The organism is Vibrio sp. S234-5, assembly GCF_000960595.1.
In the GTDB taxonomy this organism is placed as follows: domain Bacteria; phylum Pseudomonadota; class Gammaproteobacteria; order Enterobacterales; family Vibrionaceae; genus Vibrio.
Genome location: NZ_JZAM01000237.1, coordinates 1 through 15,350 on the forward strand (window position 1 = coordinate 1; position 15,350 = coordinate 15,350).

The 15,350-nt window shown below is 44.0% G+C and carries 12 protein-coding genes; 6 read left to right on the forward strand and 6 right to left on the reverse strand.

Annotated elements, in window-relative coordinates; translation table 11 throughout:
- Window positions 1-1,143, forward strand: a 1,143-nt coding sequence (locus UF06_RS14470) for an IS1634 family transposase (RefSeq protein ID WP_045571073.1), incomplete at its 5' end; no start/stop codon positions are given.
- Here the strand turns inward: UF06_RS14470 and UF06_RS14475 are convergent.
- Window positions 1,140-1,592 carry a hypothetical protein gene (locus UF06_RS14475; RefSeq protein WP_045571074.1) on the reverse strand — a complete coding sequence of 151 codons (453 nt, stop codon included), beginning with the start codon at window positions 1,590-1,592 and terminating at the stop codon, window positions 1,140-1,142. The two genes, UF06_RS14470 and UF06_RS14475, sit on opposite strands and share 4 nt — an antisense overlap.
- Before the next feature lie 60 nt (window positions 1,593-1,652).
- Window positions 1,653-2,402, reverse strand: coding sequence for a hypothetical protein (locus UF06_RS14480; RefSeq protein WP_045571075.1), 750 nt, complete (start codon window positions 2,400-2,402; stop codon window positions 1,653-1,655).
- 351 nt (window positions 2,403-2,753) lie between these two features.
- On the opposite strand from UF06_RS14480, the gene UF06_RS14485 reads away from it, so the two are divergent.
- From UF06_RS14485 to UF06_RS26885, 4 genes are all read left to right on the forward strand, one after another.
- A complete protein-coding gene (locus tag UF06_RS14485) occupies window positions 2,754-3,950 on the forward strand; it encodes a hypothetical protein (RefSeq protein ID WP_045571076.1) in 1,197 nt (398 codons plus the stop codon).
- A gap of 99 nt (window positions 3,951-4,049) precedes the next feature.
- Window positions 4,050-7,853, forward strand: coding sequence for an RHS repeat protein (locus tag UF06_RS14490; protein WP_045571077.1), 3,804 nt, complete (start codon window positions 4,050-4,052; stop codon window positions 7,851-7,853).
- Window positions 7,854-7,856: 3 nt separating this feature from the next.
- Window positions 7,857-9,188, forward strand: coding sequence for an RHS repeat-associated core domain-containing protein (locus tag UF06_RS24580; protein ID WP_171816737.1), 1,332 nt, complete (start codon window positions 7,857-7,859; stop codon window positions 9,186-9,188).
- A 97-nt stretch (window positions 9,189-9,285) separates the two neighbouring features.
- Window positions 9,286-9,447: a hypothetical protein gene (locus UF06_RS26885; RefSeq protein WP_171816738.1), complete on the forward strand. Its 162-nt coding sequence runs from the start codon at window positions 9,286-9,288 to the stop codon at window positions 9,445-9,447.
- A gap of 53 nt (window positions 9,448-9,500) precedes the next feature.
- Here the strand turns inward: UF06_RS26885 and UF06_RS14505 are convergent, their stop codons facing one another.
- The 3 genes from UF06_RS14505 to UF06_RS14515 all read right to left on the reverse strand — a co-directional run bounded on the left by UF06_RS14505 (window position 9,501) and on the right by UF06_RS14515 (window position 12,077).
- Window positions 9,501-9,689, reverse strand: a complete 189-nt coding sequence (locus UF06_RS14505) for a DUF4250 domain-containing protein (RefSeq protein WP_045571078.1) — start codon at window positions 9,687-9,689, stop codon at window positions 9,501-9,503.
- Window positions 9,690-9,768: 79 nt separating this feature from the next.
- On the reverse strand, window positions 9,769-11,133 hold the full coding sequence (locus tag UF06_RS14510; RefSeq protein ID WP_045571079.1) for a sodium-dependent transporter: 1,365 nt from the start codon (window positions 11,131-11,133) through the stop codon (window positions 9,769-9,771).
- A gap of 200 nt (window positions 11,134-11,333) precedes the next feature.
- Window positions 11,334-12,077: a YggN family protein gene (locus tag UF06_RS14515; RefSeq protein ID WP_045571080.1), complete on the reverse strand. Its 744-nt coding sequence runs from the start codon at window positions 12,075-12,077 to the stop codon at window positions 11,334-11,336.
- A 204-nt stretch (window positions 12,078-12,281) separates the two neighbouring features.
- Here UF06_RS14515 and UF06_RS14520 point away from each other — a divergent pair, with 204 nt between their 5' ends.
- Window positions 12,282-14,210: a RecQ family ATP-dependent DNA helicase gene (locus UF06_RS14520; RefSeq protein WP_045571081.1), complete on the forward strand. Its 1,929-nt coding sequence runs from the start codon at window positions 12,282-12,284 to the stop codon at window positions 14,208-14,210.
- Here the strand turns inward: UF06_RS14520 and dinB are convergent.
- The gene (dinB, locus tag UF06_RS14525) at window positions 14,197-15,261 is read right to left on the reverse strand and encodes a DNA polymerase IV (protein WP_039430316.1); all 1,065 of its coding nucleotides are present in this window, start codon (window positions 15,259-15,261) and stop codon (window positions 14,197-14,199) included. The two genes, UF06_RS14520 and dinB, sit on opposite strands and share 14 nt — an antisense overlap.
- Window positions 15,262-15,350: the final 89 nt, after the last annotated feature.

Consider the following 15,350-nt stretch of genomic DNA (forward strand, 5'->3'; position numbering starts at 1 on the left):
GATCATAGGCCAGAGCTTAACCAAGTGGTGCTTGAACTCATCTGTGAAAACCAAGCAGGTATTCCTGTTTACATGCAAGCACTGAGTGGCAACACCAATGATGCCAAGGCATTCGCTGAAGTCACTAAAAGACACATACATTGCCTAAAAGCCGCGCAAAATAGTCGTTACTTTATCGCTGATGCCGCCTTGTACACCGAAGAAAGCATCTCCTCGCTAGATGAGCAAAATCAAAAGTTCATTACCCGTGTACCCATGACCATCAAGCTCGCAAAACAAGCACTGTTTGCGCTAGAGCCAGAGCAATTAATCGCTATTGATGATGGCTACTCAGGATGTTGGATAGACTCGGATTACGGAAAGGTCAATCAACGTTGGTTGCTCGTTCACAGTGAACAGGCCACCAAGCGGGAAGAAATCACTTTCTTTAAGAACTTAGAGAAAAACATAGCAAAAGAAATCAAAGCGTTGGAAAAGCTAAGTAAAAAACCATTCGCTTGTGAAGTTGACGCAGAATTAGCGTTTAACGATTTCAAGAAACAATCTGACTTACTAGGGTTTGAACAAGGCACTCTCATCAAACTGCCGACTTACTCTCATTCGGGCCGCCCAAAGACAGATGAAGCACCGACAGGATACCAATACTTTATCGAAGCCGCTCCATTCACCGACCTAGAAAAAGTAAAACTGGCTAAGCTCAAAGTAGGCATGTTTATCCTCGCGACAAATGACACCGACAATGAAGAACTCACCATGACGGCTCTTCTAGCACATTACAAATCGCAACAAAAAGTCGAGCGCGGCTTCCGCTTTCTAAAAAGCCCTGAATTTTTAACCTCTTCCATCTTCTTGAAAAAGCCTGAACGCATTGAAGCGTTGCTAATGATAATGACGTTGAGCTTGCTTGTTTACGCCAGTTTAGAACACAAAATCAGAGAGCAACTCGCACAAACCGAAGCGTTCTTCCCAAGTATGGTAAAGAACAAGACGACCTCCAGACCGACGGCACGTTGGGTCTTCTTGCAATTCGAAGGCATAGATACGCTAGAGATTAACGGCCAACGGTTCATCACTGGACTTCAAGAGCACCAAACACAACTACTCAAATTACTCGGTAGATTCTATGAGGTAGTTTATTCCTAAATTAGCTGCGGAATGTCGGATACAACTCTAATTTCATCCGTTTCATTGTGAGTATCATAAACGTATCCGCTCATACTATCACTATATCGAAAAACAAGTTTTGAATATGGCTGAAGTTGTTGCGTATCTTTTATATACGCATTATCGTTTTGTGACTCTCCATATATAGTTAGTGGCATCTTATATTTCGTTGAATTAACTAAACTAAATGTATTTTCTAGGCAATAATTATCCCCACCAGTAGGAATTTCATTATCTTTTAATACTCTATTATTTCCTTTGCATGTATTAAATGTATTCAAAAGGGGAATCGCTAAAAATGGGATAAAAGGTATTTGATCTTGATCTAGTTTTAGACATTCTCTTTTAATTGCGTCCTCTATAGAGGATAATGTTGTATAGTTTATTATACCAGCATAGTATATTTCATCATCCTTATCACTAATCATTTTTTCATCTTCAGGAATTTCTTTTACATTTACGCCTGATTCTAAAACGCCAATATAGGGTCAGAATTGATTTTGACTGTTTAAAATACCTATGGGTGAACCAGAAGATGCTTCAGAAACCATCATTTTTGCATTGGCAATCGCAGAGATTTTGAATGGTTCGGAATAAGGCATAAAATAGGTAAAATAAGATATTCTCTGTGGCCAGCCTTTTGCGTGATGGATCGCGTAAGTAAAATTATGCGTGACATTGTCAAACTGATATCCCGACTCAGCCAGCATTTCCAACTGAGGTAGATCTTTTTTATCCACTAAAAAAAGGGCAATATCTGCTGTCTCATCATTCCTCACTCCACCATCCACAACCAGTTCTCCTTTAATGTTACTTTTAAAATCGACCCGAGTGGTTGATGAAAAAAACAGAGAAGTGCTATCAACGGTATAGTGATCATCTTTGCCTAGGTAGTTAAAGTAGCCATCAAAGATGAATTCATTTTTTGTTAAGTCCTCAAATGAATGTCCTGATGTTATCGCACATAGCTTGTCATCATCGCGTTTTGTCCTGATAAAAAATGCCGTGTTACGATTGATTGATTGATCATCATCATTTATATGAATAAAGAAGACAGACTTGCTCTGCAGAATTCGGTTGTCACTGCTCGAATTATCAACCTCAAGAAACGTGAAATAATCGGGATATGATCCCAACGGATGATATGGCTCATTATGCTCAGACACTGCACTAAATGAAAAAATAAGGCTCAGTATTAATATCACTCTTTTTAAGCAATCACCTATGGTTTTTCTCATATCATTTTCCCTCTTTTCAAATTTCTAACACATTATCCAGTAATATCTATCATATTGATTACTAAACACAAAATAGCACACGTAATTTTTATATATGCATTTTGTTCAACAATCAAACAGTTTCATTTAATTTATTTTGAAACATTGTGATTTTAAATATTGAATCATTATGTTTCTCACCAAAACTTTGATAGAACATTTTTTTTGCACTAACTTTCATTTTGTGAATACCTTATACCAACAATTAAATATTGATATATATGTCACTATTTAATTAAAGAAAGTTATTCATCTAGTGGCATTAATTATACTTATTTATGCTTATATGAATGGAATAAAGGAATAAATACTATGCTTACTTACCTCAATGACCCTAGCTCTACTACTCCTCATAAATCCACTACCAAATGTGCATTACTTTTCTTTTCATTGGCTGTATCCAGTACTGTTTTTGCTGGTCCTCCTAATGAATATATAAAGAGCTTAACAGTCAATCGAATAGGACAAGGCCCTATCTATGGGAATGGCGTTATGACCGCTAAAATTTCTATTGGTTATGAAGTTGCCGATGGCTACTCAGCCATTCCTAAAGCTACTGGTTATGGCATTGTCAATACCCATGATCCTTTATTAACTAGTGGCTGGCGTGAGGAAGAACATGATAATGGTTATAGTCACCAGATCGGTTTCAACTCTTATAATACACAAACCACTGAGCCATTAACGAGCGGCAGTAGACAATACATTACTAAATATATTGGGCCAGACAAAAACACTTTGGGCTCAGTTGAGTTTTGTATTACCCAAAGATTTAAGATTTATCAAGAGAATTCTGACGGCACATCAACTGTTATTAATGAAAATTACTTAGCAAAAACTTGTGATAGCGGTAATATTGATTCTAGCGTTACTCTGACCAGCATCCCTCCCGTCTATCTAACTAACAACAATTTCTATTTTGAAGACTATGTAAATGTGTATGATAACTCATTTACTAGAGTTGATTATCGCGAGCTATTCTCAACCAATCAAACTCCACAAATAGTTAAAATTAGATATTTCTATGCTCCCTACCTGACAGAAAATAATCAGTTCATGAGAGTTTATGATAAATCAAATGATAAAGGAGCTGTCTATGTTGATACCTATTTTTTCTATGAACAAAATAATAGCAATTACTCTTTTGTTAGCAATCTTTATTCATTACCTGTTATTTTTAATGGGAATATAGAATTTAATTTAGAAGAAAGATCAATTAATCCCAATAACAGAAGTGACTATATAGGAACTTTTATTAATAGAAAATTAAAGAATGAAAAATCATATTTTAAATATTCATCCACTTGCACTGATCAAGGTAATTATTCTATATGTTACGATGACAAATATGATGATGCTTATTCGAGCACTAACAATTTTAACTACGGAGGTGATATAGAAAGTTCTTTTCTAAAAATTACAGACATCTATGGGACAACCAGCTCAATTCAATTTAAATATGATGAAGAAAGCATAATGATTGAACTTTCAAACCAAAGCGATCATTAAACAAATCTGCCATTACCATAAAAATGCAATAAAAACGATATGTGATAAGTAACAATAAAACCTTCTTATCACATATATAATTGCGATAAGGAACATACTATGTACAGTAATGTCGTAAGTAATGCCGATAACTTTTCAGATTATATTTCTTCTGGGGTTGACCCAAGAACAGGAATGTACTCTATTAGTATTAATTTAGGAACCTTCTCATCCTACCGAGGTGTAGGAGAAGATATTCCCATCGTATTAAATTACAGTGCAGCAAGTACACTTGATATCGGATTTGGACGAGGCTGGAATATTCCAATAAGCCGATTTGACAAAGAGAAGAATTTTCTTTCTCTCTCAACAGGCCAAGCATTTGAGGTCGAATGGAATCATCAACGCAATGAATATGACATTCCCTATCGTAAACTCAAAGATCTGCGCGTTTTTTATCTTGACGAGAGCGAAGAGATTCAGGTGGTCTACAAGGATGGTAAGCAAGAGTTTATCAGCTATAACGAAGGGATCACCACAAGAGTCGTTTCTGCTAACGGGCTGGAAATTGGCTTTGAATACGGACAAAAAGATTTTCAGCAAGTGCTGTGGCACATCTACGACAAAAATGCTGATCGCGAGTTGGAAATTGATTGGTGGACGAGTAAGTGGAAAACCGTAGTTACTCATAAGGTTCTTGGCACGGTTCGACAAACCATCGAAATTGATAAAACAGGCAATGGGAATATCTATACTCGTTTGGATGCAATCCGTTTTCCCGGTATCGATTCTACAACTCACTTTGAATATCGCTACATTGGTGCTTGCAACTATGATGTGATTGAGCGAGTGGCTCACGCCAACGGCTTGGTCGAAGAGATGCTCTACTACGACCAAGGACACTATTTACCTCAAGATGCCCCCATAGACACGTTTCCTTATGTTCATCGGCATACCGTTTTCCCTGGAGAAAACCAACCACCGCAAATCACTGAATATGAGTTTTCTGATCAGAATTATTTGGGATTTTCTTCTGATCGCGCGTGGGTCGCCGGGGAAGATACTTTATTTAAAGCGCACCGAGACTACACCTATTCTTCAACAGAGATCGTCAATGGTACAAAATCGGTCACTCGCGAGTACAACAAATATCACTTGATGAACTCAGCACACTACTATGAAGGAGGGCATTTATATAAAGAGGAAAGCTATACCTATTTCGCCGATCTTGATCAGGGCATAGATCTTCAACCCGCCACGTACAGTTTAGCCAAATCGCAGACCACTACTCACTACCTTGGTGGGCAAAGCCGCAGTTTTACCAGCGAATATGACTATGATGAATACGCGAATCTTTTATCGGAAACTCAACCTGATGGTTCAAAAATGGTGCGTAGTTACTATCCCGCATCGGGTGAGGGTACCAATTGCCCTGCCGAACCAAACGGCTTTGTCTCTCTAATAAAAACCGAGACCTTTACACCAAACAATGGCGATACAGCGCGTACAAAAGTTTTTACTTATAGCTCCCTACCCAAGCTCGACGACCCGAATGGCTATTTTGTGTTGCTGGCTAGTCAATCCGATGAGAATCAAAGCGAGGATTTTGAATATTACAGCTATGTCGGCAACCTTTATACCTACGGTTTGTTGAAGACGAAAACCCTCCGGTATAACGGTTATGAAACGTCGATCACTTGTCATTATGACTTTGGCGTTGACGGGATGACGAGTTCCGTATTAACTCGAAGCCACGATAATCTTGAGACGCTTGAAACGAAAACCCTCGACTACTTTTTCGGCGAACCAACCAAACATATTGACGAACAAGGTATTGTCACACGCTTTAGCTATGACGTTTTAGGGAGAAAAGTAGCTGCGGTGACAGCCCCTGGCACACCTTTTGAAGCAAGCCAAACCATTACCTATCATGTTGGTGATGGCGTCAATTCTATGATTCAAGTCGACACCAAAGGCAACGCTTTGCAAACGCGCTTTAATAATGCAGGCAAAGTGATTGAAGTATTGCAAACCCCTTACGGTGAGACACCATACACAGTGCAATCTTGTCTCTATGATGACTTCGGTTTATTGGTGTCCAAAACCGAAACCGATTGGCTGGACGGCGTTGCACTGCCGCTAACGTCAACCTATCAGTATGATGTGAATGGCGAGATATCTTCAGTCACACATCCCGATGGCCGTAAAGAGCAGTTTACCCAAGATCCGGTGACGCTAACCACGCACTACCAACATGAGTCCGGTTTGAGCAACCAAACTCTGATGAGTGAATGGACTCAGTATGACCTATCGGGGCGTGAAATAAACAAAAAAACCTATGATGCGTCAGGGGCCTTGCTGGCGAAAACCGATTATCACTACGATGGTTATGACAATCTGCTGACGGTTACCGATACGGAAGGCCGGGTGATAAAACACCGTTATGACCGTCTAGACAGGCTGGTTGAAACCACTCGTATCATTGACGGCCAGAACGTAACGGAAAACTATCACTACCCCGACTTCACTCGATCTGATGTGCCTAGTGAGGTGCTCGTTGATGGAGCTAGCCAAGGCCAACAGACGTTTGATGGCTTAATGCGCTTAATGCAAAAAACCACTCTTAATGCTGGAACAACGCACTACTCTTATTCTGGTGTTTCTCCAGAACCAACATCGATTAACTTGGCCAGTGGCAGCCAACTGCACTTCACTAATAACTCTTATTTGCATGTCCCACTGACCATTTCAGTCTCTGGGCAAACTCAGTTAGATAGCGGTTTTAGCTACGACGCTCAAAGCGGCCTGCCTCTGAGTAATCAAAACTTATCTGGGACACGCTTAGTCTCTCGAGATTCATACAATCGCGTGCTTACGGAAACGATGCAAATTGACGGCGAAGAGAGAACGGCCAACTTTCGCTATTCGCTACTGGGCAAACTTCTCAGCAGAACCGACTATTTTGGCAACACAACGGCTTTTTACTTCGATAATCTTGGCCGCCTCGCTCAGGCAGAAGAGGTCGTCTCTGGCATACACACCTCGACTACCTTTGGCTACGATGTTTTCAGCAGGCCCATTCAATACACCACGCTACGCGCACAAGATAGCGCTGAAATTCGCCTTGAATACAACGCCTTTGGCGTAGAAACCAAGCGTGAGGCTCGCTTTAATGGCAGCCTGATTTTTACTATCGATCAAGTATTTAACCAACGCATACTGCTCGATTCGCGTACTTTTACTCAGCATGGAGAATCCACTCAAGAGACCTTTTTCTATGATGATTTGGCCCGCTTGACTCTCTATCAAGTGAGCGGTCCTAATGCGCCGCAAGATGATTATGGCAACGTGATTGTTGAACAGAGTTTCACCCATGATGTTTACGGAAATATCACCCAAGCCACCAGTGTATTTAGCAACGGCAGCAACAATACCGCCACTTTCTCCTATCCAAGTAACAATCCGCAACGTCTGGAACGGTTGACCAATACACACAATTACTACCCGTCTAGCGTCGACTTTTCCTACGATGAGGCGGGCAACTTGCTCAATGATGAAAAGGGTCGCCAATATAGTTACAACGCACTGGGCCAAATGAGTTCGGTTTCTGAAAATGGCTCGGTTTTGTCCGAGTATCAGTACGATGCCGGAGGACGGGTTGTTACACAAAGTGTTGAGCAAAGTTTGATCTACCTTTTCTATCTCAATAATCAATTAATTAACGAGAGAAATGAGTCCGCACACAGCAGCTTCCACAACATAGGACCTGGTTTAACATCGCGCAATGTCAACTCTCCTCAAGAAGAGATACATCAGTTTAGTTTCGGCAACAGCCAGGGTAGTGTCTTAGAAACCTACTCAAGTTCTGATGGGGAAGAGAGAGAGAAAACCACGCGTAAATATACACCTTACGGTGAGGGCTAAGTTATGATTAATCCAAAATACAACACTACCAACAACAGCCAATTCTACTCCAGTAGAAGACGCTTCTTAAAACAGGCCAGTGGCATAAGTACCTTGGCTATGTCAGGCATTACCTTGCCTCCGATTGCTTTCGCGAACTCAGCACCGCCCCCCATGGTGATCAAAGCCAACCCGTTAGGCTTTAACGCCGAACGTCAAGATCCTATTACAGGTAACTATTATTTGGGTAAAGGTACTCGCATGTACAATCCGAGGCTAATGCGTTTTCATAGCTATGATTCGATGAGCCCTTTCGGTAAAGGAGGAACCAATGGCTATGCCTATTGTTTGGGTGATCCGATTAACCAACGGGATCCAAGCGGCCATTTTGCCTTACTGAGCATTTTGATAGGCGCCATTATTGGTGCCATCGTCGGGGCAGCGGCATCGGCCGCGGTAGAAGGTATACAATGTGCGATCAATCCCGAACATAAGTTTGATTGGAAGCAAGTTGTGATAGGGGCAGCAGTTGGCTTTGTCACGGGTGGTATCGGGGTAGCCGCGTCCGCTTCCAAAACAACTGCTCAGCTTGGCCTTACCATCGCCAAGGCGGCGGTAGCTGAGTTTGCATCCGTCCCGATATCCACCGTCACCGCGTTGTCAATGCAACCCAATGCGTCAAAGGGTCTGCAAGTGATCGGTAAAGTATTAGGGTTTTCCTTAGCAATATTTGGCGTTGGCTACGGTGTTAAAGGTGCCGTAGGTTTAGGTAAAAGTATAGCCAGAGGTAAAGTGGCTACATCTGTCTCCGAATTCAGGAAATTTAAGAAATGGTATAAACAAGGTGGGGACATAGATAATGTCATTAGTAACAGATACTTCGGCACTGACCCCAGCACTTATCTCACGTTGAGAGAAGCAGCATTCACAGGATTGAGCATCACTACCGGTATTTCAAGCGCTACAGCAGGAATTGCCTTTAACACTATGAACCATTTAGGTAAGAGCTCACGAAATAGTGAATTAGCCATGCGTTTCTTCCACTTTACCAGCTCTATTACAGGAGCTTTAGGTAGCAAATATTTAAGTCCGATTAAAAACTTGAAATCCGATCCTGTCGGCTATCTTTCGGGCCGGTTTACCGACCTTTCTCATGTAACAGGTTTGGTCGCCATGCTATTTACCGAACCGGGTAGCGATGAAAACCGACAATGGAATACGGTGTCGTTTTTATGCGGAACAACATCGCTGTATACATTAAATGTGCAAAATCATTTAAAACATTTTGATAAAAAGATGGAGAAAAAATCGATTTGGCGACAAATAGATGATGAAATATATAATAATTACTATTAACACGCATACACTACCTACTAGTGTATATGTAGATATGGTTGCAGAGCAGACGCTTCCAACAGGGACAGCTGCGATTGGGTCTTGTGGATTGGCTTCTGTGTACCCGAATCTATCTATTGTTCATCAAGGGATTGAGGAGAACAAAAATAATAACACTACCTTTTTACTGCTCAGTGTGAAAAAACGCACTTTACCTGTCAGCGAAGAAATTGCCCGAGAAGAGTTGATGGCGGCGATATCCACTGGTCGGCAATTGTGATGAAAAAGACCAACCACTTTGGGGTTGGTCTTATTTTTTCAAAACGCTTGTCGTTAGCGAAATTGCTTCACTTCAGAGAGATATTCAAATCCCGCTTCGGCCAGTTTACGCTCTAATTTCGCTCTATCGATATCGTAAAATTTCGCTAAGCTATCGAGATCGCCAAACTCATCGCGCAGCTTCATATTGACCATGCTCAACAGGATAAAGGGATCCATCGTTTCAAAACGCTCTAAACTCATCAGGTTTTCTCATACTGACTAAATAACGGTGACCACTATAACAAAGTTGCATTTTGCATAGTAGCCACCAAAGAATGAGTTAGCCAAAGGAAGCCCAAATCACGGTCGCCACCAGCACTGGGCAAACAAACTTCACATACGCAGGCCAAAGCTTACCAAACCAGCCGAGCGAGAAGGTTTCATAGCCTTGCTCTAACTCTTTCACTTTGGCATGACGGCTCCACACCCAACCACCAAATAAGCAGAATAACAGCGCCGCGGTTGGTTGTAGGTATTGCGTGGCTATGGTCGCGACCAATCCAAACAACGCACCAAAGTTGTAGACAATCACCACACTCAGCAGCGCAATCAAACCGCCGAGCACCCAACTGGTGCTGCTGCGCTTGGTGTTGAAGCGTTCACCGACAAGCGCAACCGGGCACTCCAACATGGAGATTGACGAAGTGAGCGCAGCGATGGTCAACAGCAAGAAAAACACCACGGCAAACAGCTGTCCGAGCAAGCCGAGGCTGTCGAACATTAAAGGCAATACAGTAAATACCAAGGTATCTGAGCTCAGCAAAGAGCCATCTTCCGCGTAAATTTTCACCCCTTTTTGCATTGCGACAAACATGGCAGGAAGCACCACTAAGCCAGCGATAAAGGCCACGGCGGTGTCGACTAAGGTGACATTCATCGCCATTTTGGGCAGGTTCTCTTTCTTACTCAGGTAAGAGCCGTAGATCAGCATCGAACAACCACCGATGGTGAGCGAGAAGAAACCTTGCCCCATTGCCGCAAGGAGCAGTTTTCTATCCCACACTTTGCTGAAATCGGGCACGAGATAGTGTTTCAACCCTTCCATCGCGCCATTTTGCGTCATGATGTAGACAAACAGCACAGCAAACAGCACAAACAGTGCTGGCATCAAGCGGGTAGACCACTTTTCGATCCCCTGTTTTACGCCACCTTGCACGATCAAAATGGTCAACACATAGAAAACCAAGGTACCAAACAGGTTGCGCTCAACACTAAAGCCTTTAAACCACGCACTGGCAGCGTCGAGACTGAGCAGATCGGTGATCGCTCCCAGCATAAAACAGATGATCCAGCCGCCGACGATGGAATAAAACGCCAGTACGGCACTGGGCACGCTAAGACCAATCCAGCCAACCAGACCACCGACTTTCTTACCTACAGGATGATTGGTGAGTGCGCGCATACTGTCGACGGGGTTGGCCTGACCATGACGACCAATCGCCATCTCCACCACCAGCATCGGGAAAGCGACGATCAAAATCATCACTAAATAGACTAAAAGGAAAGCACCGCCACCATTTGATGCGGCTTGTGTAGGAAAGCCCCAGATATTGCCAAGACCAACCGCTGCACCAGCGGCCGCAAGAATAAAACCAAGACGAGAGCCAAAAAGCTCCCGCGGTTGAGAAGAAGTTTGTTGTGACATACGACCAAATTGCACTCATGAACTAGTTAGCAAGTACAATAACAAAACATCTTGGGTCAAACCATTCACAACTGGTCAAATCTTCGGCAAATAGAAAAATAAGCAGCGAATCACTTTGTAAAAATTACAGTACACCAGAATAAAGAAAGAGCGCTCTGTGGCGCTCTCATGATGGTTTCATCGCTAAGCCAATCTTGGCTTTAAATAGTAAAGACTTGATAGTTCTTCAGTTCTGGGATTTTCTTCTGCATCTCTTGCTCTTGTGCCGCCATGTCATCCAGTGAATCACAGAAATCTTGTGTCTGCTTTTCCACCTCTTTGCTATGCGCTTTTACCTTCTCTTCGACCTTTTTCTTCAACTCGGCCATGCTGTCGGACAGTGCCGAGAGGTTAAAGCCGCCTTCGCCTTTCATTTTGCTCGAGAGAGCCTCAAAGGCGCTGGCAAAAAACTCTTTATTGAAGATCTCTTGAGCGCGCTGAAAATCCTCTTGCCAAGATTGGGTCATCGAAGAGAAACTTTCCGCAGGCAGAACCAGCTTACCATCTTGGTAATAACGCGATTCAACCTCGGCAAAGAACTTGCCCACCGCCTGTTTGACGTTATCAAAAGTGCCAGGTGCATCCAAACTGGCTGCGATGTCATCAATCACATCATTGGCAAACGCTAACCCATCGGCGGCCAACTGCTTTGCTTTTGGCAGATAGGCGTTGAGGTTTTCACGATAAGATTCGATAGCGGCTTGTTGATCTTGGCTGAGTTCGATCTTCTCCCCATGAATATAGAGGTTGTTATGGCTATCCACACGGGCTTTGTCACCATTTTGTTGATGAATTTCCACCGCTTCGCCATCAAGACGGATTTCATTTTTTATATCAACACGGCACTGCGCTGCAGAAACCGAGAAAGTGGTTAGCATGGAGATTAAAACGGCTAGCTTTTTCATTACGCTTCCTTAACGATTTTTGCCAAACTGTAACAGCTCGTAATAGGTATTTTGTCAGTAAATTGTCACAACTTATCGCATACATCAAGGAAACAAACTGACGGATTCCTCCCTTTGATTCATACTATTGTCCTTCTTCTACCCCATGAGATTTGCTGGCTTTCCGGTTATGATAGTCAAGAACGTCACTGGAGAGAATGAAACATGAGCGAGATGAACCTCGAAGCAACACTCAAATCGGTATTTGGCTTTGACCGTTTGCGCCACGGACAGCAAAGCGTGATAGACAACGTGCTGTCGGGACACTCTGCCGCGGCCATATTCCCCACAGGTTCTGGCAAGTCACTCTGTTATCAGCTTCCGGCCCTGTGCCTACCTCACTTAACTTTGGTCGTTTCCCCACTGATTGCACTGATGAAAGATCAACTCGCTTTTCTCCACAGCAAAGGTGTTGCCGCTGCGGCTATTGAGTCGGGTCAAGCCAAAGAAGAGACTCAGGCGGTGATGAACGCCGTCAAACAGGGGCAAATAAAGGTGTTGATGATCTCGGTTGAGCGGTTGAAGAACGAACGTTTTCGTCAATTTATCTCAGAAGTGGCTATCTCGCTCATGGTGGTCGATGAGGCGCATTGTATCTCGGAATGGGGCCACAATTTTCGCCCAGATTATCTCAAACTGCCTCAATACCAACGCGCATTGAATATTCCTCAAGTACTGCTGCTCACCGCAACGGCCACACAAGCAGTGGTCGAGGACATGCAGGATAAATTCGCCATCGCGCCACAGCATGTCACGATTACTGGCTTTTATCGCCCCAACTTGGATCTCTGTGTCTCGCCTTGTCGCGAGGAGAATAAAGGCGAGGCCTTGTTAAGTTTGCTGGCGCAAGACCCTCATGCGCCAACCATTGTTTACGTTACTTTGCAGCACACGGCTGAAGTTGTCGCTCAAATGCTACAAACTGCGGGTGTGAAAGTGGCGGCTTACCACGCCGGGCTCGATCACAACGTACGTGACGCCATTCAGACGCAGTTCATGCAAGGCGAACTCGATTGCATTGTCGCCACCATCGCCTTTGGTATGGGCGTCGATAAAGCCAATATCCGCCGCGTAATCCACTTTGACTTGCCCAAATCGATTGAAAACTACGCGCAAGAAATTGGCCGTGCTGGACGTGATGGGCTTGCGTCACAGTGCATTCTGCTCGCCAATCAAAATGGCTTGAGCGTGCTGGAAAACTTTGTCTACGGCGATACCCCAGAGCTGGCCGACATTGCATACGTTCTGAGACAAATTGCCAATGCAGGTGAGCGATGGGAAGTGATGCTAAATAGGTTGGCAAATGAGGCCAATATCCGTCAACTGCCGCTAAAAACGCTGTTGGTTTATCTCGAACTGGCGGGGCAAATCGAAGCGCAGTTTGCCTATTTTGCTGATTATCGTTTCAAATTTATCGACAGCGCCAACGCGATTTTGCAGCGCTTTTCCGGTGAAAGACGCCAGTTTGTGGAGGCCATTTTCCACTGCTCTGCACAATCCAGAGTATGGTGTCAAACCGATTTCGAAGCGCTTTGGCTCACCTACCGAGCCGAAAGACAGCGCATAGTGGCCGCCTTAGAGTATTTTCATCAGCAAGGTTGGATCGAACTGGAAAGCAAACAGATGACCGATGTCTATCGGGTGTTTCCGTTCCAAGAACCACTTAGCACGCTGGCTGAGCGCTTGTATCAACTGTTCAAAGACAAAGAGCGGAGCGATGTCGCTCGCATACATCAGATGCTCGATTTTTTCCAAGCTGACTCCTGCCTAAGCTACACCCTTGCCAGCTATTTTGCCGACAGCCAAGCACCAAAGCACTGCGGACACTGTTCGGTGTGCCGAGGCCAAGTGGCGCATCTGCCGCTTGAAGTGGAGCAAATTTTTCCAAACGACAAGGCGCAGGGTTGGCTCGATGAGTTACAAGCGCAAAGTGCAACGCCATTGAGCTCGCAGTTGATCACTCGTTTTCTCTGTGGCATCAATACGCCCTTGCTGACCAAACTGAAAGCCAAGAAGCTGACGGGTTTCGCCAAGCTTGAGAGCGTGCCATACAGCAAGGTTTACCAACAAGTAGAGCAGCTTAGAAAAAGCTAAGTTGCCGAGTTTGCTCTTGCGGTTTTAGCATCACGCTCAACCCAAGTAGGCGAATCTCCCGCCCTTTTTGCCGTTGCAATACATCTTGTAGCAACTGACGAAAATAGGCCAAATCCAGCTCACTGTGCACATGTTCAATGGTGGTGAGTTGGAAGTCGGCAAATTTCATTTTGATCCCTTGTTTGATAATCGCTTTGTCTGGGTTGGCTTTTTGCAAACGCTTTTCCAACTCGGGATAGAGCTTTTCTTCAATCACTTGCCAGCACTCTTGATAACTGGAAATGTTCTGACTAAAAGTGCGCTCAACACCAACGGATTTTCGCTCACGTTCAACCACCACTTCACGCTCATCAATGCCGTGACTGCGTTTCCACAACGATCCCCCTAAACGGCCAAAGTGGCGTAGCAACTCGCGATAATCACTGTTTTTAATGTCTTCACAACGATAGAGACCTGCTTGATGGAGTTTTTCTAGGCTCACTTTGCCAACCCCAGGGATCTTTTCCAGCGGCAATTTGTCCACCACCTCCTGCACTTTCTCTGGCGGAATAACAAATTGTCCGTTGGGTTTGTTCATATCCGAAGCCACTTTGGCCAGAAACTTAATTGGCGCGACTCCGGCTGATGCTGTCAGTTGCAATTCCTGCCAGATATCACGGCGAATCGCTTGTGCGATTAACGTGGCAGAACCATGACATTGGGTTGAGTCGCTGACGTCTAGGTACGCTTCGTCCAACGAGAGTGGTTCGATAAGGTCGGTATAGCGGGAGAAGATTTCCCTGATGTGTCGCGAGACCTGAACATACACCTGCATCCTTCCTGGCACTACCAGCAATGAGGGGCAAAGCTTGAGCGCTTGCGCGGTTGGCATAGCACTGCGCACGCCAAATTTGCGCGCCTCGTAATTACAGGTACTCAGCACCCCTCGCTGCTTTTCATGCCCACCGACCGCCAAAGGGCGGCCACGGTAATCGGGATTGTCACGCATTTCTACTGCGGCATAGAAACAATCCATATCAACGTGAATGATTTTTCTCACACGTTCTGACATTTTGCGCCTGGATAACACTGTTTAAAAACACAGTATAAGGACAGTGTTCGATTTTGCAAAGCAAGACGTCGCTGATGTCACGCCATGGG